Here is a 19,494-nt window from a genome sequence, read left to right as displayed (position 1 = left end):
CAGGATCAAACCGGAACGCAGAATCCCTGCGATACTGCTGCGCTTCAAACCACAGTTTGCCCAATGCCGCAACATCTGTGCAATCAACCCCATGCGGCATTTTTGCACAAATGCGACTTTTCTCACAGGCACCCCTTAGAACCCCCAGCGAATCGACTTATATGCCTCGATCTGCGCCGCTGAGGGCGCTCTTACGCCATGTCAGTGTGACAATGGCGTTCCGCGAGCCCAATTTCCGCCATATGGCGCTGGAATGTACCCCGCAGGGCTTTTCATTTCTCCCCGCGCGCTTCAAGAATAGCCCTGATGATTCGACGTTTTGAGGTTTACATGGGCCTGCCCCTCTTCTCCCGACTGTCGGCTCTTGCCGCTCTCGGACTTGCCGTCCTCGCCCTTCCTACGGCGAGCGCTGCCCAACAACCCGCTGGCGCGCCCGGAACGGTCAAGTCCAACCACGGCGCCTGGTCGATCGTCTGCGATCAGCCGGCAGGTGCATCGACCGACCAGTGCGCCCTGATGCAGAACGTCATCGCCGAAGACCGACCGGAAGTCGGCCTGTCGGTCGTCGTGCTGAAGACCGCCGACCGGAAGGCGAAGATCCTGCGCGTTCTGGCGCCGCTCGGCGTGCTCCTGCCCAATGGTCTTGGCCTCAATGTCGACGGCAAGGATATCGGCCGCGCCTATTTCGTGCGCTGCTTCTCTGACGGCTGCTATGCCGAGGTCGTGCTCGAGGACGAACTGTTGAAGACCTTCCGCTCCGGCGCGACGGCAACCTTCATCGTCTTCCAGTCGCCGGAAGAAGGCATCGGCATTCCTGTCGACCTCAAGGGTTTCGGCGAAGGCTACGACGCCCTGCCCTGATGGCACTGGACAGGGAACGCTTTTCAAAGCCGCGCCTCGAGCGCGGCTTTTTTTGTTTCTGCTCCGAAGCCAACCATAGGCAAACAAAAGCCCGGGTGCTGGCCCGGGCTTCCAATGTCCAAAGAACTGCAATCGCTCGCGGTCAAATAATGTCGGTCGCGGCAATCTTGATGCCGAAACCTTCGAGGCCGACATAGTGGCGCTCGCGCGAAGCAAGAAGACGGATCGAGCTGATGCCGAGATCCTTCAGGATCTGCGCGCCGAGGCCGATTTCGAGCCATTCGCTTTCGCGGGCCTGCGCCTCGTCATGGGCTTCGCGGTCATGCTTGCCCTTGCGGGCGGTGTGCGACACGCCGACGCCGACCGAGCCTTCGCGCAGGTAGACGATGACGCCCCTGCCCTCTTCGGCCATGCGCTTCATGATCCGGTCGATCTGGCAGTCCTTGCCGAAAACGTCGGCGCCGACATTTTCAAGGTGCAGGCGGACCGGAATGTCAACGCCGTCGCGGATGTCGCCGAAGACGACGGCGAGGTGCTGCATCGGATCCCAGGGCAACGAGTAGGAATGTCCCTTTGCCTTGCCGTAGGGCGTGTCGATGTCGAAGGAGCCGCCCTGCTCGATCAGCGTTTCCTTGCGCTGGCGGTAGGCGATCAGATCGGCGACCGAGACCTGCTTCAAACCGTGCTTTTCAGCAAAGGCGCTGACCTGCGGGCCGCGCGTGACGGTGCCGTCGTCATTGACCAGTTCGCAGATGACGCCGATCGGCGGCAGGCTTGCGAGCTTGCAGAGATCGACCGCGGCCTCGGTATGGCCCGAACGCATCAGGACGCCGCCTTCGCGGGCGACGAGCGGGAAAATATGGCCGGGGCGGACGAAATCGGTCGGTCCGACATTGGGGTTGGCGAGGTTACGCACGGTCAGTGTTCGATCGTCGGCCGAGATGCCGGTGGTCGTGCCGTGCTTGAAATCGACCGAGACGGTAAAGGCCGTCGTGTGCGCCGAATCGTTTTCCGCCACCATGGCGTTGAGATTGAGGCGCTTTGCCTCTTCGCGCGGCATCGGAGTACAGACGATGCCCGAAGTATGGCGCACGATGAAGGCCATTTTCTCCGGCGTGCAATGCACGGCAGCGACGATCAGGTCGCCTTCGTTTTCGCGGCCGTCATCATCGGTGACGACGACGATCTCGCCGGCTTCGAAGGCACGGATGGCATCAACGACACGCTTCTGGTCATAGGACATCTTGTTGTTCCCAAACTATTTGAGCCGGCCGGTCTGGCCGCGGTCACGCAGGTAGTGATCTGCAATGGTGCAGGCAACCATCGCCTCGCCGATCGGGACGGCGCGGATGCCGACGCAAGGGTCATGACGCCCCTTGGTGCGCACATCCACCTCGTTGCCGTCGCTGTCGATCGAGCGGCGTTCGGTGAGGATAGAAGAGGTTGGCTTGATGGCAAAGCGGGCGATGACCGGCTGGCCGGTCGAGATGCCGCCAAGGATGCCGCCCGCATTGTTGGAGAGGAAGACCGGCTGGCCGTCTTCACCGATGCGCATCTCGTCGGCATTTTCCTCGCCGGTGATTTCAGCAGCACCAAAACCGTTTCCGATCTCGACGCCCTTGACGGCGTTGATCGACATCAGGTTCGAAGCGATGTCCTGGTCGAGCTTGGCATAGATGGGCGCACCGATGCCGGCCGGAACGCCCTCGGCCACCACTTCGACGACGGCGCCGATCGACGAACCCGATTTGCGGATACCGTCCAGGTATTCCTCCCAAACGGGCACGATCGCCGGGTCCGGCGCGAAGAACGGGTTGTTGTTGACCTCGGCCCAATCCCAGTTCGCCCGGTCGACCTTGTGCTTGCCGATCTGCACGAGTGCCGCGCGCACGACCAGCCCCGGCACAACCTTGCGGGCGACACCGCCGGCGGCAACGCGTGCCGCCGTTTCACGCGCCGACGAGCGGCCGCCGCCGCGGTAGTCGCGAATGCCGTATTTGACGTCATAGGTGTAATCGGCATGCCCGGGGCGGTAACGCTTGGAGATTTCCGAATAGTCCTTCGAGCGCTGGTCGGTGTTTTCGATCAGCATGGAGATCGGTGTGCCGGTCGAGATCATCGTCTCTCCGTCCTCATCCAGCATCACGCCGGAGAGAACCTTGACGAGATCGTCCTCACGGCGCTGCGTGACGAAACGCGACTGGCCGGGCTTGCGCTTGTCGAGCCAGGCCTGCAGTTCGGCCAGCGTGAAACGAATGCCGGGCGGGCACCCATCCACCACGCAGCCAAGTGCTGGCCCATGGCTTTCGCCCCAGGTGGTAACGCGGAAGAGGTGACCGAAAGTATTGTGCGACATGAGGCAACCGAACTCTGAGAAGCAACGGACGTACATGTTTCATGTACGGGCGCCACTCTCTTAGTGGAAAGCCGGGACAGGGGAAAGTCCTTCCGACGCGCGCCAGGATTTTGCCAACGCGTCAGGAGGCGAGCTTGAGCCCGCGCTCCGTCGCGAACGCCAGGAAACTCTCTGCGCTCAGCGGTTTCGAGAAGGCATAACCCTGCAGCAGGTCGCAGCCGAGAATGCCGAGCATTTCGGCATGGGCCATGGTCTCCACACCTTCTGCCACCGTCTCGATGCCGAGCGAGCGGGCGATATCGATGATCGACCGGATCAGCGCCTGCTCCGTGCGGGCGCTGAGCACGGGAACCACGAGCTGACGGTCGATCTTCAGCCGTTTCGGCTTGATCTTCAAGAGGCTGACGATCGAGGTATGGCCCGTGCCGAAATCGTCGATCTCGATGTCGATGCCAAGCTTCTTGATGCCCTCGATGTTGGCCGTGACGATGTCGTCGCTCTCATCGAGGAAGATCGACTCCACCAGTTCGAAGGAAAGCTGCCCCGGCGCGATGCTCAGGCCCTCGAGCGAGGCGAGCAGCCGTTCGTCCTGCAGGCGCTTGGCCGACACGTTGACGGAGATCTTCGGCACCCTGAGGCCGGCGGCTGCCCAGCGCATCTGGTCGGCCAACGATTTTTCGAGGACGAGCCGGTCGAGCGCCGCGGTCACGTTCAGGTCATCGGCGATCGCCAGGAACCTGTCCGGCGTCAGAATGCCGTGACGGGGATGACACCAGCGTATGAGCGCCTCCACACCGGAGAGCGCCAATGTCGCGGCGTCGAATTGCGGCTGGTACCAGGGAACGAACTCGTCGCGCTCGATCCCCTCGAGGATCTCGTCAGCAACGCGCTTGGCGGTGACGACTTCGGCCTGGAGGATCTGCGTGAAGAACTGATAGCGGTTCCGGCCATTCTCCTTCGCCCGATAGAGCGCCATGTCGGCATTGACGAGCAGCTTGCGCGCATCGCCATCCGCCTGGCGCGCCACGGCGACGCCGATGCTGACGCCGAAGCGGCAGGGAAACCCGTTGTAATCGACAGGCTGGCGCATCTCCGCGATGATCCGGTCGCAGAGCGCCGCAAGCGCCGCATCGCCCGGCGCGCCGGTTACGACGACGACAAACTCGTCGCCGCCGATGCGCGCCACGAGGTCACCCGGCCCAATGTTGGAGCGCAGGATCTCCGACGCATGAACCAGCATCGCGTCGCCGGCCGCATGGCCGAGCGTGTCGTTGATCTGTTTGAAGCGGTCGAGGTCGATATGAAGGATGGCGATGTGTTGCGGCGTGTCGGTCCCCGCACCGGTCAGCCGTTCCAGCGCCTTGTCGAGCATCCGGCGATTGCCGAGCCCTGTCAGCGGATCGTGCAGCGAATTGTGCTCGATGCGGATCCGCGCCTGCTCCAGCTCGGCGTTCTTGGCGTCGGTCATTGCCTTGGCTGCGCGCAATTGTTCGGTCATCACCACGTCGTCGGTCACGTCGAGCGCGATACCGACCAGTTTCCTGCGCCCCTCCGGCGACACATGCAGCTTGCCGACCGAACGAATGTGTCGAACGGCGCCCTCGGCCAGAACCACGCGCGCCTGGTGGACATAGGTTTCGCGCGCGCCGATCGCCGTGTTGACGGCCAGCAGTGCCGACCCGCGATCGTCGGGATGAAGGGCACCGAGCCAGGTTTCCTCGTTGGTGGCGCCATCGGTATAGACCAGCCCGTAGAGCTGGTGCATGCGCTCGTCCCAATAAGCGACGTTGTTGTCGAGATCCGCCTCCCACATGCCGCAACGATAGCTGTCAAGCGCGAGGTCAAGCCGGCGCGACAGCTTCTCCAGTTCCTGCTCGCGCTCGTAAAGCCCCTTCAAGGCCCGCTCGAGTTCCAGGTTCTGCTGATCGACCTGAGCCTTGGCGGCGCCCAGACGTTCGTTCTTCAACACGTCGTCGGTCACATCCCAGCTGATGCCGGTGATCTTCGAGCGACCGTCGACACCCTGATGGCCGGAACCGACATTGCGGATGTGCCGTATGCTGCCGTCGGTCAGCACGACGCGATACTGGGAACGGTACTCCAGCCCCTCGTCGAGGCTGCGAAAGAGAGTGTTGGCGGCAATGCCGGCATCGTCTGGGTGGACGGTCGAGCGCCATTCCTCGTAGGTCGGCTCTTCTTCATGGACGGTCAACCCATGCAGATGGAACATGCGGTCGTCCCACGACCGCTCCTGCGTTGCCTGATCGATTTCCCATATGCCGATCTTGGAGGCCTCGAGCGCCAGATTGAGACGATGCGAAAGCGTCATCACCTCACCTTCGCGCGCCCTCAGCTTGGCGATGTTGCGCTGGCGCTCGTTGACCAGACCGCCGGTCAAAAGAATGGGAATGACGACGACGGCGACCGCCGCAGCAATGGCCAGGCGCAGGTCGGTGCTGTTTTCCGGCAGCTGGTCCCAGCCCCCAATCGGTGTCGCCGCCAGCTCCCACACGCCGCCGGGCAGGACAAGTTGACGCCTGGCCGGCGCCACCCGAAAAACGCTGTCACTGCCGAAGAAGGCATCCTGGACGCGCTCCGGTTCCGAAACGTCGCGGATTGCGAGATGCACGTCGACATGGCGGTGATCGCCAGTCGATTCCGGCGTTTCAACACCGTCGTCAAGCAGGCGGGCCGAGCGATAGAGAGCCTTTTCGTCAAGGACCGCCTCGACATAACCCCACCGCTCCATGCGCCCCTGGATCTTGGCGAAGACAGGCAGGAAGAGCTCAAAGCCGTTGCGCCCGCTCGGCAGGCGAATGGGGCCGATCATCACCGGCTTCACGGTGGACGAAGCCCGCTCCACGGCACGCCGCGTCGCACCGAACTTGTTGAAATCGGTGCCGACGAACCATTGCTGGCTTTCGCGGGGAAAAGCGATGCGCACAACACCGCCCGGCGCGGCCGACACCCGCACCATCTGCGGGTTCTGCAGCAGCAACTTGGTCGACATGACCGTGAAATCGTCCGCGGTCATCTCGGGATGAACGCCGATGCTGTTGGCGAACCCGTTGAGGGCGGCAATATTGGTATTGACCTCCGACTGGAGGCGATTGGCGATGAGGTTCAGCTCGTTCTCGACGTCGATCCTCAGATCGCTTCGGAAGTTTTCAAGGTTTTGGCGCTCATAGATGTGGCCGCCGCTGAACACAACAATGCCCGCGATCGCAGCCGGTATCAGCGACGGTTTCGCAAATCTGGCTGCCGCCCGAATGCGTTGGCGCAGAACGTCAACAATCTTCACTCTATTCCCCTCGATCCCCAACCGAAGGTAGCGAGCGAGTCTTAAGATTGGCTTTCGTGACATTTCTTTGGAAAACCCCATAATTCATGGGGATACAATACGGAAGCGTCGCCGATCCCACCGGCTGAACGCTTGAAAACTGCACGTTTGGCGTTCAGTCTCCCCCAACCGGCCGGGCACCCCCCAAACGAGGGAAATGCCTGTCAAAAGCGACGGTACAAGGCAATTTTTGCCACAATCGGGGATCAAATGGTGATGACAAGAAGAATCGCAGATATATTGAAGAGGGCAAGAAAGATGCGTTTTGTCATTGCCGCGCTCATGGCCACCGCCGGCTTGCTTTCGCCTTTGTCGGCTCTTGCCGAAAGCGCCGACGTCGAGGCCGTCATCACTGGCGTCGATACCGACCGCCTCAGCCTTCAGCTCGACGACGGCAAGAGCTATCAGGCACCTGAAGAGTTCAACTTCGAAGGCCTCACCGCCGGCGTCAAAGTTCTCGTGTTTTATACAGAGGTCGATGGCAAGCGTGTGATCAACGACCTCGAAATCGTCCAGTAAGACTTTTGAGAACCACGTCCCGCCCCATGGGGGCGGGGGTCCTGATCCGGCGTTGCCGAAGCATTTCCAGGAAATGCATGAAGACAATGAGAGAGCCGCTTCCACGGCTTTGCTAATGCGCGATGCGCCAGAACCTCAGATCCAGCCGATGGTATTGCCGGCAATCCGCAACAGACGATCCTGCGGGATGGCAGCCGAAGCCGCCTCGTCTTCGTCCATCTCGCCAAAAAGCTTGAACAGCGCGCGGATGACGCCACCATGGCTGACGCAGACCGTCGGCCCGTTCACGTCCTTGAGCCAGGCCGCAATCCGCCAGGAGAGGATCTCGTAGCTTTCGGCATCATCACCGGGCGGAATGAAATCCCATTTCACCTTGCGTCGCTCGGCGATACGCTCCGGCACGGAGCGCTTCAGCTCCGGTAGCGTGAAGCCTTCCCAATCGCCGAAGGAGACTTCCTTCAACCGGTCGTCGGTGCGGTAGAGGGTGGGGTCAAGCCCCATGGCCCGGCGCAGGCGCTCCATGGTCTCCCGGGTGCGACCGAGAGGACTTGCGACGAAGTCGAACTGCTGAGCGTCAGCACCGAGGATGGCTGCGAGCGCCAGCCCGTTTCCGGTCGCCTGCTGGCGGCCGGTGTCGTTGAGAGGGATGTCCTTCTGCCCCTGGAGGCGGCTTTCCGCGTTCCAGTCGGTTTGTCCGTGACGGATCACATAGATCAGCACAACATTTCGCTCCGGGCAGGAGGCTGTTCGGGCCTGATGGTGACGCCGATCAATCCTTGATGACGGAGATATCCGGGGCGTCGACGGCCTTCATGCCGACGACATGGTAACCGCTGTCGGCGTGGTGGACTTCACCCGTGACCGAGCGCGACAGGTCGGACAGCATGTAGAGGCCGACATCGCCCACTTCCTCGATCGTGACGGTGCGACGCAGCGGTGCGTTGTACTCGTTCCACTTCAGGATGTAGCGGAAGTCGCCGATGCCGGAGGCGGCCAGCGTCTTGATCGGGCCGGCCGAGATGGCGTTTACGCGAATGTTCTTCGGGCCAAGATCGACCGCCAGATACTTGACGCTCGCTTCAAGCGCCGCCTTGGCGACACCCATAACGTTGTAGTTCGGCATCACCTTCTCGGCGCCGTAGTAGGTCAGCGTCAGCATCGAGCCGCCATCCGTCATCAGCTTTTCAGCGCGTCGGGCCACCGACGTGAACGAGTAGACCGAGATCTGCATCGTCTTGGCGAAGTTTTCCGGCGACGTGTCGACATAACGGCCAGTCAGTTCGTCCTTGTCGGAGAAGCCGATCGCGTGCACGACGAAGTCAATCTTGCCCCAGTGCTTTTCAAGCGCGGAGAAAACCTCGTCGATGGACGCTTCGTCGCTGACGTCGCAGTGGCCGGCCATGAAACCGTCGATTTCGGCCAGCAGCGGCTCGACGCGCTTCTTCAGTGCATCACCCTGATAGGTCAGCGCAACTTCGCCGCCCTGGGCGTGGATAGCCTTGGCAATCCCCCATGCGATCGATCGGTTGTTCGCGACGCCCATGATGACGCCACGCTTGCCCTTCATCAAACCCGATGCCTGAGCCATGCATTGTCCCCAATACTAAATGCCGGCATCGACGACGCCGACGCCAGACTTAACAAAATTCAAAAACGCCTGACCGGCGCTAGCGGCGCACGTGCGGCAAATTGTCGAGAATTGCCTATGGCATAGCCGCTCCGGTGGTTCAAGCGCGGCCGGGATCAGGAACTGTTAGTCCCCGTAATATTGGGTCAGTGTGTCAGCAAACCGTCACAAATAGAGGCCATCGCGCAGCGATTTCATCAGATCGGTGACTTTCTCATCCGGCGTGTCACGCAAGACGAGCCGCAGTTCGACCAGCAGATTTCCCCGCGCGCCATAGGAACCCGGCAGCCCGAAGCCTTCGACGCGAATGACCTTGTCCGACCCGGACCAGGCCGGAACGACAACGGTCACCTCGCCGATCGGCGTGGAAATGACATGCTCGCAACCGAGCACCGCGCTCTGAAGGTCAACAGGCAATGTCGTCAGCAGGTCCAGTCCATTGGTTCGGAATGCACCGCTCTGGTCGACACGCAAAGTGACGACGACATCGCCGCGTGTCATGCCGGTGACGCGATACCCCTGCTCTGCCAACCGGACCGTCTGCCCGTCAACGGCGCCCGGCGGTATCTGAACCTTGACGGTTTCGCCATCGGGCAGCTCAAGCGACAGGCGCTGGCGATCGATCAGATCCTGGATGGTGACGGTCAGATCGACAGCAAGATCGGGGACCTTGTCGGCGGTCTTGGCCGCCCGGCCGCGAATGCGCCGGACAATGGCGGCCACCAGCTCGGCGGCGGGTGCCGCAGCGCGCTGCATCAACGGCGGCTCCGTCCTGGTGACGGCCTCCTGCTTCGGCTCGTTGGCCGGTTCTGGCTTCGGCTCTGACGGCGCGGAGGGTCTCTCCGGTGCCCGGGCCGCCGTCGGCTTGGCGGCAGGCCTGGCGTTTCTTGCCCGCGTCTCCGCACCGAAAATCTGCGAGACCGCCTCCTCGGCGGTTTCGGCGTCGACCGGCTGCTCCTCCGGTTCGGGGCCGCGCATCTTCGCCTTCATTGCCTCCATGCGACGTAACTCGGCTTCGCGGCGAGCATAGTCGTAGCGGCTTCTCAGCTTCGGGTCGCGCAGCAGTTCATAGGCCTTGCCGGCCTCGGCAAAGCGTTCGGCGGCAGTCGGGTCGTCCTGATTGTGGTCGGGATGGATAGCCTTGGCGACCGAGCGCCACGCCGCCTTGATTTCATCCTGACCGGCGGTGCGCCGGACGCCGAGGACTGCATAGGGATCACGCATGGTTTGCTACCATCTTCTCTGATCGGCGGCTTCTCCCGGATGCCCGCCTTATGCCTCAAACCGGGGATCACGCGCCGTGGTGGCATGTCCCGCTCAGCGGCGAGGATGGGCAGAACTTGCTAAAGATCGGTTAGCCGCGGCGACGATGAAGCAGGCCAAGACGGCGATCGGGACGTTCCGTCGGCGGTTTGCCGAAATGTGGTTAACACAGGATTTCAGGCGCGCGGGCCGAAGCTGGTGAGGTACCACTCGCCATCGCCGAGCTTGCAGGTGCTGCCGTCGAACTTGGCAATGCCCTCATAGGAATGGCGGGTCGTGGTGAAGCGGCGGCAGAGCATGCCGCTGGCATTGTCTTCCTGAATGCTGCTGATGACGCCGGCGCTGCCTGAGGTCGAATTCGCCCAGGGAATAGGATTGAGCGCGCCATGCCCGAGTTCGGCCGAGGTGACGGCATTGCGCACCAGGACCGCATCGGAAAGACCATCGGAGGTTTTGGCAACGGGAACGGTACCGGTCGAGACGGTGCGATCGACGCTGCTGCCGAACAGATCGAGGCCCGCTCCCATGCAGCCGGACAGGATGAGCACCGGTAGGCAAATTGCCGCGCCACGCATCACCGCGAAGGAATACCCCTTCTTGCCATCGATCCACTTTGCTATGTCTTGCACGGCAATCCTGTCAGACTCGCAAGAGCCGCACGTTTCCCGAGGAAGTCAACAAGCAGGCTCTGACATTTTCGATGCGGAAACACCGCTCGGGCTCATCCCGAAGCGTTTCCGCGCCAGACATCACGGCGTTAGAAGGCAATATGGCGGTGAATGAGTTAACAAGCGGTGACTTCACGGAAGCAAACGAGCCCTTTTCCCTTTTTGGCACATGGCTGAAAGACGCGGAAGGCAGCGAGATCAACGACCCCAACGCCGTGGCGCTGGCAACCGTCGACCCTGACGGACTGCCGAATGTCCGCATGGTTCTGCTCAAGGACTTCGACGAGCGCGGCTTCGTCTTCTATACCAATTTCGAAAGCCAGAAGGGCCGCGAGGTTCTGAGCGCCCGCAAGGCTGCCATGTGTTTCCACTGGAAATCACTCCGGCGTCAGGTGCGGCTGCGCGGACCCGTCGAAATAGTCTCCGACGCAGAGGCGGACGAATATTTCAAGTCGCGGCCGCGCGGCAGCCGCATCGGCGCCTGGGCCTCGAAGCAGTCCCGTCCGCTGGAAAGCCGGTTCGCGCTGGAAAAAGCGGTTGCCGAATACACCGCCCGCCATGCACTCGGAGAAATCCCGCGCCCGGAATACTGGTCCGGCTTTCGCATCCGCCCGACCTCGATCGAATTCTGGCACGACCGGCCGTTCCGCCTGCACGACCGCCTGGAGTTTCGGCGTGAGACGCCTGAGGGTGGCTGGGAAAAGGTGCGGATGTACCCCTGACGGACACGTTCCGGCGGCTAACTGCGGGCAAGCCGGAACGGAATGCCTGAAGCAAGGGCCGAAACGTAGCGGGCGCGCTGGAAGTGGCCGTTGAGCGAAATGCGCGGCAGGGCGTGCAACGGCGCTGCTGTTGCGACAGTGCCCGGCATTGTGGTGACGGCGACCGCAAATCCCAGATCGGCGACAAGTCGTTGATCGCGCGGGGAGACAGCCGGGCGGTCGCCGTAGGGATAGGCGAAGCTGCGCGGCCTTTTGCCTGTAATGGCTTCGACGCGAGCAGCGGATGCCTCGATTTCCTCGGCTGCCTGCTCATCGCCGAGCCGCGCGACGGCACGATGGCTGATGGTGTGCGCCCCGAGGCTCGCGAGCGGGCTTTCGACAAGACGGCGCAGGCCGGCTTCGTCAAGCGTCAGCGCTTTGGTGATGGCCACAGCATCGATCCCGTGCTCCAACGCGATTGCGTCGAGGGCGGCAACCGCGATGCTTTCCTCAACACCGTGGATGTAGGCGGCCATCCGCTCAAACACCGCCTGCTTTTCCACGGTACTTTCCGTTTTCAGCATCTCCATTCCGCTGCCGAAATCGAACCGGAGCCGGCTGGTGGCCGATAGCAGATCGGCCAGCGTTTCCCACCACAGCGTATGGGTACGATCGACGAAGCCGCCGGCAACGAAAACGGTGAACGGCACGTCATGCCGCGTAAAAACCGGCAGGGCATGATCGAGATTGTTGCGGTAGCCGTCGTCGAGGGTGAAGCAGGCAAACGGCGCGCCGTCCCTGTCGGCAAGCGCCTTTGGCACATCGTCCAGCGCGATGAAGCGATAGCCCTCCCGCTTCATCTGCTCGAGGGCTTTGTCCAGAAACTTCGGGGTGATTTCCAGATGAGCGTTCGGATCGAAGGCACGCGCAATCCTTGGCCGAACGTGATGCAGGGTGAAGATGGCGCCGCGCCCGCGCGCATCCGACATCAGGCCGGCGCGGTTTAGGCCGCTTGCAAGCTCAAGCCCGCCGGAAATTGCCGCGCGTCGCACTCTCGTCTTTATCCCTGCGGTGATGCCGCCTGCCATATCGGTCCGTTCAAATCAACCATCGACAACCACTGAAGACGCCTTGGACCGCGATCGATTTATCGAGGAGATCGTGTGGAGGCTTCAAGCGCTGGTGTGTCCTTCACGCGTCCTATCAGACGCACCACCATGGAGGTTAACGGCACGAGCGTTAAACCTTGCTGAAGGGCGATGACGTTAATTTTTGGTTTACCACCCCGACGAAAGTCGAAGGAAAAAATCGCATTCTGCCTCAAAGTTGCAGCAAAGACACGGCCTTGTCGCAAAACGACACAGCTGCGCGCCTGCCCGACGGCGCTTTTCGATGGGGACAGACATGAAGATTATCCGCTGCCTGCTGCTGGCGATGTGCGCTCTCGCCTTGGGGTCTGCGACCGCTTTTGCCGGCAGCGCATCCCTCGTGCTCGATGCGCGCACCGGCAAGGTCCTGTCGTCGGAGAATGCGGATACGCTCAACCACCCGGCGTCGCTCACCAAGATGATGACGCTCTATCTCACCTTCGAGGCGCTGCGTCGCGGCGACATCAGCTGGGACAGCAAGATCAAAGTGTCGAAGGCGGCCGCCGCAAAACCGCCGATGAAGCTGGGCCTGAAGCCGGGCAGCACGATCACCGTGCGCGAGGCGGTCTACGGCATGATCGTTCGCTCGGCAAATGACGCCGCCGCCGCGATGAGCGAAAAGCTCGGCGGCTCGGAGCAGAACTTTGCCAGGAAGATGACCGCCAAGGCGCGCAAGTTGGGCATGAGCCGCACGGTTTTCATCAACGCCTCGGGCCTGCCGGCCAGCAAACAGGTGACGACCGCGCGCGATATGTCGACACTCGCCGTGGCGCTGATGCGCGATTATCCCCGGGAGTATCGGCTGTTTGCCACGCCGAGCTTCACGTTTCGCGGCCGCAAGATCCGCGGCCACAACAATCTGATGTATCGCTACGACGGAATGGACGGCATCAAGACCGGCTACACCAATGCCTCCGGCTTCAACCTCGTCAGCGCCGTCAGGGACGGCAACCGCCGCGTCATCGGCGTCGTCCTGGGTGGGCGCACGGCGCGCAGCCGCGACGACAAGATGGCGGCCCTGCTCAACCGCCATCTCGGCAAGGCATCCACCGGGCGCCAACTGGTCGCTGCCGCCAAGACACGCAGCGCTGCCCCCGCGGAGGTCGAGGTCGCATCCGCCGCCACGATGTCGGACGTGCCCATGCCCTATACGGCACCTCATCGCGCCAAGGGCGATAGCGTTGCGGCCCTGATCGCCGCATCGTCCACTGCGGCCGTTCCGGGGGAACGCCCCACGGCCATGGCCGAAGTCGAAATCACCGCCGCCGTTCCTGCTGCCGGAGGCTGGCAGATCCAGATCTCGGCAGCCCCTTCTGCTGACGCGGCCCGTGCTCTGCTGGCGCAGGCACAAGCGGCCGGAGGCGACAGGCTGGCGCATGCGTCCCCCTACACGGAGGCCGTCGGCAAGGGTGCCGGAACGGTTTATCGCGCTCGCTTCGTCGGTTTCACCAGCCGCGAAGCGGCGGCCGAAGCCTGCAGCGCGCTGAAGAAGCGCTCCTACGATTGCATGCTCCTGCCATCGCGAGGGTGATCGATGCCTGATTCCGCCCTTGCAGCGCTCAGGCGGGGATGCGGCGGACATAGAATTTCGAGTCGATTGCCATGAGCGGGAAGGTAACAGGCAAATCGTCCCGGCCGATCTCGACGAAACCGTTCTTCTCGTAAAAGCGATGCGCCGCGAGGAATTTGTCGGTGGTACCGAGAAAGACCGCACGGATCCCGGCACCGCTCGCATGAGCAAACAGCGCCTCGAGCAAGCGCAAGGCCACGCCGTGCTCGCGCCCGCGATAGTCGGGTGCAACGAACATCTTGCGAAGCGCCGCATCTCCGTTGCCGATATCCTTCAGGCCCAACGTGCCGACGATATCGTTGCCGGCGGTAGCCACCCAGAAGCCGCCCTTGCCCGATTGGTAGAAGGTGGGGATCGCCCGCAGATCCGGCTGGTCATCCGCCGTGATTGCGATGCCGAATTCGATACTCTGTATCGGCACGATGACGTCGATGACGGCCTGCTCATCCGCCTTGACGAATGGCCTCACATCCAAACGCATTGTTGACCGTTCATCCATGCAAGTCTCCATATCCTCGGCGGCAATCATGCACGCGCGGCATTAAGTCCTGAGATCAAAGCCGATCTCAGGAGAAAAATTGTGCCGTAGGGCCAAAAGGCAAAGCGCCAACATTCGGTGGAGACTTCGTGAGGATTGACGAAGAGGCCTTAAAGCACATCACGCAAAATTGTGCCGCGGTTTTGCGATAACGACATGCGTAAAAACAGGAGCTTAAAGCGCGCCAGCGAATCTGAAAGATCGCGACGCGCTTTATGCCTGTGTGCCGCCGACGGTGATCTGGTCCATGCGCAGGTGCGGCTGGCCGACGCCGACCGGGACCCATTGCCCGGCCTTTCCGCAGTTGCCGATGCCGGTGTCGAGCTTGGTGTCGTTGCCGACCATCGTCACCCGCTTCATAGCGTCCGGGCCATTTCCGATCAGCATCGCGCCCTTGACCGGCGCGCCGATCTTGCCGTTCTCGATCATGTAGGCCTCGGTGCAGCCGAAGACGAACTTGCCGGAGGTGATGTCGACCTGACCGCCGCCGAAGGAAACCGCATAGATGCCCTTGTTCACCGAGGCGATGATTTCCTCAGGCGTCCTGTCGCCAGAGAGCATGTAGGTGTTTGTCATGCGCGGCATCGGCACATGGGCATACCCCTGGCGCCGGCCGTTGCCGGTCGGCGTCATGCCCATCAGGCGAGCGTTCTGGCGATCCTGCATGTAGCCGACGAGCTTGCCGTCCTCGATCAGCACATTGTAGCCGGACGGCGTTCCCTCGTCGTCGATCGAGATCGAGCCGCGACGGGCCTCGATCGTGCCATCGTCGACGACGGTCACGCCCTTGGCCGCCACCTGCTCGCCGAGCAGGCCGGCAAAAGCCGAGGTCTTCTTGCGGTTGAAATCACCCTCAAGGCCGTGGCCGACGGCTTCGTGCAGCATGACGCCCGGCCAGCCGGAGGCAAGCACCACATCCATTGTGCCGGCCGGCGCGTCGATCGCGTCGAGATTGACGAGCGCCTGGCGCAGTGCCTCGTCGGCGCCCTTCTTCCAGTTTTCCTCGGTGATGAAGTCGCCGAAGCCGCGACGGCCGCCGATGCCGTAGGAGCCGCTTTCCTGGCGGTCGCCGTCACCGGCAACCACGGAGATGTTAATGCGCGTCATCGGCCGGATGTCCTGGACCCGATGACCGTCGGCGCGCAGGATGTCGACCAGCTGCCAGCTCGCGGCAATCGAGGCCGTCACCTGGCGGACCTTCGGGTCGCGCGCACGCAGATAGGCGTCGATCTCCTGCAGCAGCGCCACCTTCGCCTCGAAGCTCGGCTCGCCGATCGGGTTTTCGTCGCCATAAAGCTTCTTGTTGGTGCGCTGGGGAGCCGCGGCATAGGAGCCGGCATAGCCGCGCGTCACCTGACCGACAGCATCCGCCGCTCGGCCAAGCGCTGCCAGCGACAGCTCGCCGGCATGGGCATAGCCGACCGATTCGCCGGCCACCGCCCGCAGGCCAAAACCCTGGTCGGTGTTGAAGCTGCCGCCCTTCAGCCGGCCGTTGTCGAAGGAGAGCACTTCGGCCTGGGCATGCTCCAAAAACAGTTCGCCATCGTCGGCGCCGGCAAGCGTCTCCGACAGAACCTTGCGGATCGCTGCCTCATCGGCATCGAAGAGGCTCATCAGATCGGTGTTCATGGTCGTGCGCTCCCGCGTCGTGAAATTCGATGGCCTTCATTTAGGAAGGCGCGCGGTCCAAGCCAAGGAAAATATCGATCACGAGAGCGATGCGTTCCAGCCCTCGAGGCGTTCGATGCGCTCGACGCCGGTGAAACGGGCGACGCGTTCGAGTTCCGCGTCGATGCGCTCCATGCGGCCGGAGGATGCCTTGACGCCGCGCTCCAGCCAGAGCCGGCGTACGTCGAGGCTGCCGCGCTTGCGGTCGGCCTTCATGTCGATGCGGCCGATCAGCCGGTCGCCTTCGATCAGCGGGAAGACATAGTAGCCATATTCCCGTTTCGGCTCGGGCACGAAGATCTCGATCCGATAGAAAAAGCCGAACAGCCGCTCGGTGCGATTGCGGTCGCGCAGCAGGGGATCGAAGGGGCTCAGGACACGAACGCGGCCGGGCGGGTCGGGAATGTCACTGAGCGTGTCGGGAAAGCCGGCAAGCGCATAGGATAGGCGTGGCTTGCCGCCGTCGAGCGGTTCAAGCGCCACGTCGATCAGTTCGTCGCGGTGCTCGGCCACCCAGGCCTTTGCCTCATCGGGAGAAACCAGGTCCCAGAAGGCGGCGATTTCGCCGTGGGTGGCAAAACCCAGGCGCTCCAGCGCGCTGCGGCAGGCCCAGTCGATGAACTCGTGATGCTCCACTTCGGCACCGTGATGGTGGGGCGGTATCACCCGCTCGGTCAGGTCGTAGACCTTCTGGAAATTCTCCCGTCGGGCGATCGCCAGCTTGCCGGTGCGCCACAGGATTTCGAGTGCGGTCTTCGAAGGGTGCCAGTTCCACCAGCCGCCCGACGTGTGTTCAGCCTCTTTGAGCTCGCGGGCAAGCACCGGGCCGCCCTGGGCAATGCGCTGATAGGTGTCGTCGCAACTTTTCTCGAACCCCTCGCCGCGCCATTTGCTCCAGCGCTCGACGATCGTTTCGCCTTCCCATTTGAAGCGGTGCTTCCAGTAGCGGTAGAAGCTGCTGGGAATGATCGATGCATCATGGGTCCAGTGCTCGAACAGTTCGCCGTCGACTTCGAGCAGCGATGTCAGATGTTCGCGCCGGTAGGTCTGGTTGCGCGAAAACAGGATCTGGTGGTGGGCGCGCTCGACCGTCGCGATGCTGTCGACCTGCACGAAGCCGATGTCGTGGATGAGCTTCAAGAGGCCGTCCTTGCCGAGCGCGCGGTGCGGCGTGCCGGAAAGGCCCTGCTTCGCGAGAAAGATGCGCCGCGCATCGCTATTGGAGAGCCGAATCGTCATGGGAGAAAGAGTAGGCTTTTATTCCCATATTTCAAATGGGGAGCTTGCTGCGATGCAGCATTGCCCTTCTGCGCCGTCTTGGCCTATAGAGCAGACCGCAAACCGCGAGGGACGGGATGGACATCCGCTTTACCGATTGCTCGGTCCGCTTCGGCGAACGGGTGGCGCTACAGCCGCTGACGCTTGAAATCACGGAACGGCGTGTCGGCATTATCGGCCTCAACGGCTCCGGCAAGACCACCTTCGCGCGGCTGATCAACGGCCTCGTCAAGCCTTCCGCCGGCCAAGTCACCGTCAACGGTCTCGATACAGTCAAGGACGAGCGCGCGGTGCTTTCCGAAGCCGGCTTCATCTTCCAGAATCCGCAACACCAGCTGATCATGCCCGTCGTTGCCGACGACATCGGCTTCGGGCTGAAGAACCGCGGCCTGAAGGGCGACGAGATCGATCGACGTACGCAGGCCGTCCTGTCGCGTTTCGGCGTCGAACACCTGGCCCGGCGCCGGGTTCATGAGCTTTCCGGCGGCGAGACCCAGTTGATCGCCATGGCGAGCGTCGTCGTCACCGACCCGAAGATCCTCATCCTCGACGAGCCGACCAACCAGCTCGACCTGCGCAACCGCCGGCGGGTTGCCGACACGATCGCCGCGCTGGACGAAGACACGCTTGTCATCACCCACGACCTGCCGCTGGTCGAAAACGTCGAGCGGCTCTTGCTCTTCCATGAAGGGCGGCTTGCGGCCGACGGCGCCCCGCACGAAACAATCCGCCGCTACCATGAGATTGCCGGATGCTGACGAGCCTGCACATCGAGGGCGACAGCTGGCTGCATCGCCTTCCGGTGCGCGCTAAGCTTTTGCCTTTGGTGGCGCTGAGCATTCTGCTTTTCCTCAGCGGCTCGCTGCCTGTGCAACTGACTGCGTTCGTGATCTCGGGTGGGCTCTATCTCTCGGTCGGCATTTCCTGGCGCGAAGCGCTGAAGCGCGTCGGCTTCGTCTTCTTCACCATCTTTTTTCTCGCGGCTGTGAACCTCTTCTTCCTCCCATTAAGCGAAGTCGGCGTGCTGACCCTGCGGCTGCTGGCGCTGGTGCTGTTTGCCGCCGCCGTGACGGCAACGACGACGATCAGTGCTTTCATGGACGAGATCACCGTGCTTTTGTCGCCGTTCGAGCGCCTCGGATGGGTGCTTGCCGCCGATGTCAGCCTGGCGCTGGGGCTCGTCCTGCGCTTCGTTCCCGACATTTTCGCGCGATACCAGGCCATCCGCGAAGCACACCGGGCGCGCGGGCTGCCGGTGCGGCCGTTGACGATCATCGGTCCGCTGATCATCCTGACGCTCAAAGATGCGGATACGATCGCTGCGGCGATTGACGCCCGCGGTTTTCGTCGCCAATAAATTCGCATACCCTAATAAACAAGGAACAGGAACAGCATGAACACCAGAGACCTCGTCCTTATCGCCCTCTTTGCCGCGATCGTCGTCGCGCTCGGCCTCATTCCGCCGATCACGCTCGGCTTCATTCCCGTGCCGATCACCGCACAGTCCATGGGCGTGATGCTTGCCGGCTGCATCCTCGGCGCCAAGCGCGGCGCGCTGGCCTTTCTGCTCTTCCTGCTGCTCGTTGCGATCGGCCTGCCGGTGCTGTCAGGCGGTCGTGGCGGTCTCGCCGTGTTTGCCGGCCCGTCCGGCGGCTTCATCCTCGGTTGGGTCGTGGCCACCTTCGTCACCGGCCTGATCGCGCAGCGCTTCGTCCGTGAGGGCCAGCCGGAACTCCGCCAGTTCATCGGCTTCTTCCTCGCCTCGATTATCGGCGGCATCGTCGTGCTCTATGCAATTGGCATGCCGTGGGTATCCGCCATCACTGGCACGCCTCTGCTGGCCGTTGCGACCGGTTCGCTCGCCTTCCTGCCCGGCGACCTCTTGAAGGCTGCGATCGCGACGCTTGCAGCACGGGCCGTTTTTGCGGGCTATCCGCTGCTGCACGTTCGCGCCTGA

Annotated in this window: 18 protein-coding genes; 7 read left to right on the top strand and 11 right to left on the bottom strand. The window is 62.6% G+C overall.

Going from position 1 to position 19,494, the window contains the following annotated elements:
* The first annotated feature begins 330 nt into the window (after positions 1-330).
* The gene (locus HT585_RS04150; protein WP_176352180.1) at positions 331-861 is read left to right on the top strand and encodes an invasion associated locus B family protein; all 531 of its coding nucleotides are present in this window, start codon (positions 331-333) and stop codon (positions 859-861) included.
* A 142-nt stretch (positions 862-1,003) separates the two neighbouring features.
* On the opposite strand, the gene ribB is transcribed toward HT585_RS04150, so the two are convergent.
* The 3 genes from ribB to HT585_RS04135 form a co-directional block, all read right to left on the bottom strand.
* Positions 1,004-2,104 carry a 3,4-dihydroxy-2-butanone-4-phosphate synthase gene (gene ribB / locus HT585_RS04145; protein WP_176351726.1) on the bottom strand — a complete coding sequence of 367 codons (1,101 nt, stop codon included), beginning with the start codon at positions 2,102-2,104 and terminating at the stop codon, positions 1,004-1,006.
* A 15-nt stretch (positions 2,105-2,119) separates the two neighbouring features.
* Positions 2,120-3,217, bottom strand: coding sequence for a chorismate synthase (gene aroC, locus HT585_RS04140; protein WP_176351725.1), 1,098 nt, complete (start codon positions 3,215-3,217; stop codon positions 2,120-2,122).
* Between the two features lie 121 nt (positions 3,218-3,338).
* Complete coding sequence (locus tag HT585_RS04135; protein WP_343213922.1) at positions 3,339-6,518, bottom strand: bifunctional diguanylate cyclase/phosphodiesterase; 3,180 nt, start codon at positions 6,516-6,518, stop codon at positions 3,339-3,341.
* A 297-nt stretch (positions 6,519-6,815) separates the two neighbouring features.
* Here HT585_RS04135 and HT585_RS04130 point away from each other — a divergent pair, with 297 nt between their 5' ends.
* Positions 6,816-7,076: a DUF1344 domain-containing protein gene (locus tag HT585_RS04130; protein ID WP_053250645.1), complete on the top strand. Its 261-nt coding sequence runs from the start codon at positions 6,816-6,818 to the stop codon at positions 7,074-7,076.
* 135 nt (positions 7,077-7,211) lie between these two features.
* Here HT585_RS04130 and HT585_RS04125 read toward each other — a convergent pair whose 3' ends face one another.
* From HT585_RS04125 to HT585_RS04110, 4 genes are all read right to left on the bottom strand, one after another.
* On the bottom strand, positions 7,212-7,796 hold the full coding sequence (locus HT585_RS04125; protein ID WP_176351723.1) for a histidine phosphatase family protein: 585 nt from the start codon (positions 7,794-7,796) through the stop codon (positions 7,212-7,214).
* Between the two features lie 49 nt (positions 7,797-7,845).
* Complete coding sequence (gene fabI / locus HT585_RS04120; RefSeq protein WP_077498066.1) at positions 7,846-8,664, bottom strand: enoyl-ACP reductase FabI; 819 nt, start codon at positions 8,662-8,664, stop codon at positions 7,846-7,848.
* A gap of 204 nt (positions 8,665-8,868) precedes the next feature.
* Complete coding sequence (locus tag HT585_RS04115) at positions 8,869-9,927, bottom strand: DnaJ C-terminal domain-containing protein (protein WP_176351722.1); 1,059 nt, start codon at positions 9,925-9,927, stop codon at positions 8,869-8,871.
* A 215-nt stretch (positions 9,928-10,142) separates the two neighbouring features.
* Entirely contained in the window at positions 10,143-10,595 is a 453-nt protein-coding gene (locus tag HT585_RS04110) for an RT0821/Lpp0805 family surface protein (protein WP_176351721.1), read from the bottom strand.
* Between the two features lie 140 nt (positions 10,596-10,735).
* Between HT585_RS04110 and pdxH the strand changes: the two genes are divergently transcribed.
* Complete coding sequence (pdxH, locus tag HT585_RS04105) at positions 10,736-11,356, top strand: pyridoxamine 5'-phosphate oxidase (protein ID WP_077498069.1); 621 nt, start codon at positions 10,736-10,738, stop codon at positions 11,354-11,356.
* Positions 11,357-11,373: 17 nt separating this feature from the next.
* Here pdxH and HT585_RS04100 read toward each other — a convergent pair whose 3' ends face one another.
* Positions 11,374-12,423: a polysaccharide deacetylase family protein gene (locus HT585_RS04100; protein ID WP_176351720.1), complete on the bottom strand. Its 1,050-nt coding sequence runs from the start codon at positions 12,421-12,423 to the stop codon at positions 11,374-11,376.
* Positions 12,424-12,748: 325 nt separating this feature from the next.
* On the opposite strand from HT585_RS04100, the gene HT585_RS04095 reads away from it, so the two are divergent.
* The gene (locus tag HT585_RS04095) at positions 12,749-14,014 is read left to right on the top strand and encodes a serine hydrolase (protein WP_425513725.1); all 1,266 of its coding nucleotides are present in this window, start codon (positions 12,749-12,751) and stop codon (positions 14,012-14,014) included.
* Between the two features lie 28 nt (positions 14,015-14,042).
* Here the strand turns inward: HT585_RS04095 and HT585_RS04090 are convergent, their stop codons facing one another.
* The 3 genes from HT585_RS04090 to HT585_RS04080 all read right to left on the bottom strand — a co-directional run bounded on the left by HT585_RS04090 (position 14,043) and on the right by HT585_RS04080 (position 17,498).
* Positions 14,043-14,552, bottom strand: a complete 510-nt coding sequence (locus HT585_RS04090; RefSeq protein WP_246707563.1) for a GNAT family N-acetyltransferase — start codon at positions 14,550-14,552, stop codon at positions 14,043-14,045.
* Positions 14,553-14,804: 252 nt separating this feature from the next.
* The gene (gene tldD / locus HT585_RS04085) at positions 14,805-16,220 is read right to left on the bottom strand and encodes a metalloprotease TldD (RefSeq protein WP_176351718.1); all 1,416 of its coding nucleotides are present in this window, start codon (positions 16,218-16,220) and stop codon (positions 14,805-14,807) included.
* Between the two features lie 78 nt (positions 16,221-16,298).
* A complete protein-coding gene (locus tag HT585_RS04080; protein WP_176351717.1) occupies positions 16,299-17,498 on the bottom strand; it encodes a winged helix-turn-helix domain-containing protein in 1,200 nt (399 codons plus the stop codon).
* 116 nt (positions 17,499-17,614) lie between these two features.
* On the opposite strand from HT585_RS04080, the gene HT585_RS04075 reads away from it, so the two are divergent.
* The 3 genes from HT585_RS04075 to HT585_RS04065 are packed head-to-tail and all read left to right on the top strand — an operon-like array spanning position 17,615 to position 19,494.
* Positions 17,615-18,295 carry an energy-coupling factor ABC transporter ATP-binding protein gene (locus HT585_RS04075; RefSeq protein ID WP_176351716.1) on the top strand — a complete coding sequence of 227 codons (681 nt, stop codon included), beginning with the start codon at positions 17,615-17,617 and terminating at the stop codon, positions 18,293-18,295.
* Entirely contained in the window at positions 18,289-18,894 is a 606-nt protein-coding gene (locus HT585_RS04070; RefSeq protein WP_176351715.1) for an energy-coupling factor transporter transmembrane component T family protein, read from the top strand. The genes HT585_RS04075 and HT585_RS04070 overlap by 7 nt, the downstream gene beginning before the upstream one ends.
* Before the next feature lie 36 nt (positions 18,895-18,930).
* Positions 18,931-19,494: a biotin transporter BioY gene (locus tag HT585_RS04065; protein ID WP_176351714.1), complete on the top strand. Its 564-nt coding sequence runs from the start codon at positions 18,931-18,933 to the stop codon at positions 19,492-19,494.

It is taken from the genome of Ensifer oleiphilus, assembly GCF_013371465.1.
GTDB lineage: Bacteria > Pseudomonadota > Alphaproteobacteria > Rhizobiales > Rhizobiaceae > Ensifer > Ensifer oleiphilus.
This window is presented reverse-complemented; position numbering and strand designations above follow the sequence as displayed.

Coding starts and splice junctions, on each gene's coding strand:
- tldD (WP_176351718.1), bottom strand. CDS start 16,220: ATGAACACCGATCTGATGAGCCTCTTCGATGCCGATGAGGCAGCGATC.
- HT585_RS04080 (WP_176351717.1), bottom strand. CDS start 17,498: ATGACGATTCGGCTCTCCAATAGCGATGCGCGGCGCATCTTTCTCGCG.
- HT585_RS04065 (WP_176351714.1), top strand. CDS start 18,931: ATGAACACCAGAGACCTCGTCCTTATCGCCCTCTTTGCCGCGATCGTC.
- HT585_RS04070 (WP_176351715.1), top strand. CDS start 18,289: ATGCTGACGAGCCTGCACATCGAGGGCGACAGCTGGCTGCATCGCCTT.
- fabI (WP_077498066.1), bottom strand. CDS start 8,664: ATGGCTCAGGCATCGGGTTTGATGAAGGGCAAGCGTGGCGTCATCATG.
- HT585_RS04115 (WP_176351722.1), bottom strand. CDS start 9,927: ATGCGTGATCCCTATGCAGTCCTCGGCGTCCGGCGCACCGCCGGTCAG.
- HT585_RS04130 (WP_053250645.1), top strand. CDS start 6,816: ATGCGTTTTGTCATTGCCGCGCTCATGGCCACCGCCGGCTTGCTTTCG.
- pdxH (WP_077498069.1), top strand. CDS start 10,736: ATGGCGGTGAATGAGTTAACAAGCGGTGACTTCACGGAAGCAAACGAG.
- HT585_RS04090 (WP_246707563.1), bottom strand. CDS start 14,552: ATGGATGAACGGTCAACAATGCGTTTGGATGTGAGGCCATTCGTCAAG.
- HT585_RS04100 (WP_176351720.1), bottom strand. CDS start 12,423: ATGGCAGGCGGCATCACCGCAGGGATAAAGACGAGAGTGCGACGCGCG.
- aroC (WP_176351725.1), bottom strand. CDS start 3,217: ATGTCGCACAATACTTTCGGTCACCTCTTCCGCGTTACCACCTGGGGC.
- ribB (WP_176351726.1), bottom strand. CDS start 2,104: ATGTCCTATGACCAGAAGCGTGTCGTTGATGCCATCCGTGCCTTCGAA.
- HT585_RS04075 (WP_176351716.1), top strand. CDS start 17,615: ATGGACATCCGCTTTACCGATTGCTCGGTCCGCTTCGGCGAACGGGTG.
- HT585_RS04150 (WP_176352180.1), top strand. CDS start 331: ATGGGCCTGCCCCTCTTCTCCCGACTGTCGGCTCTTGCCGCTCTCGGA.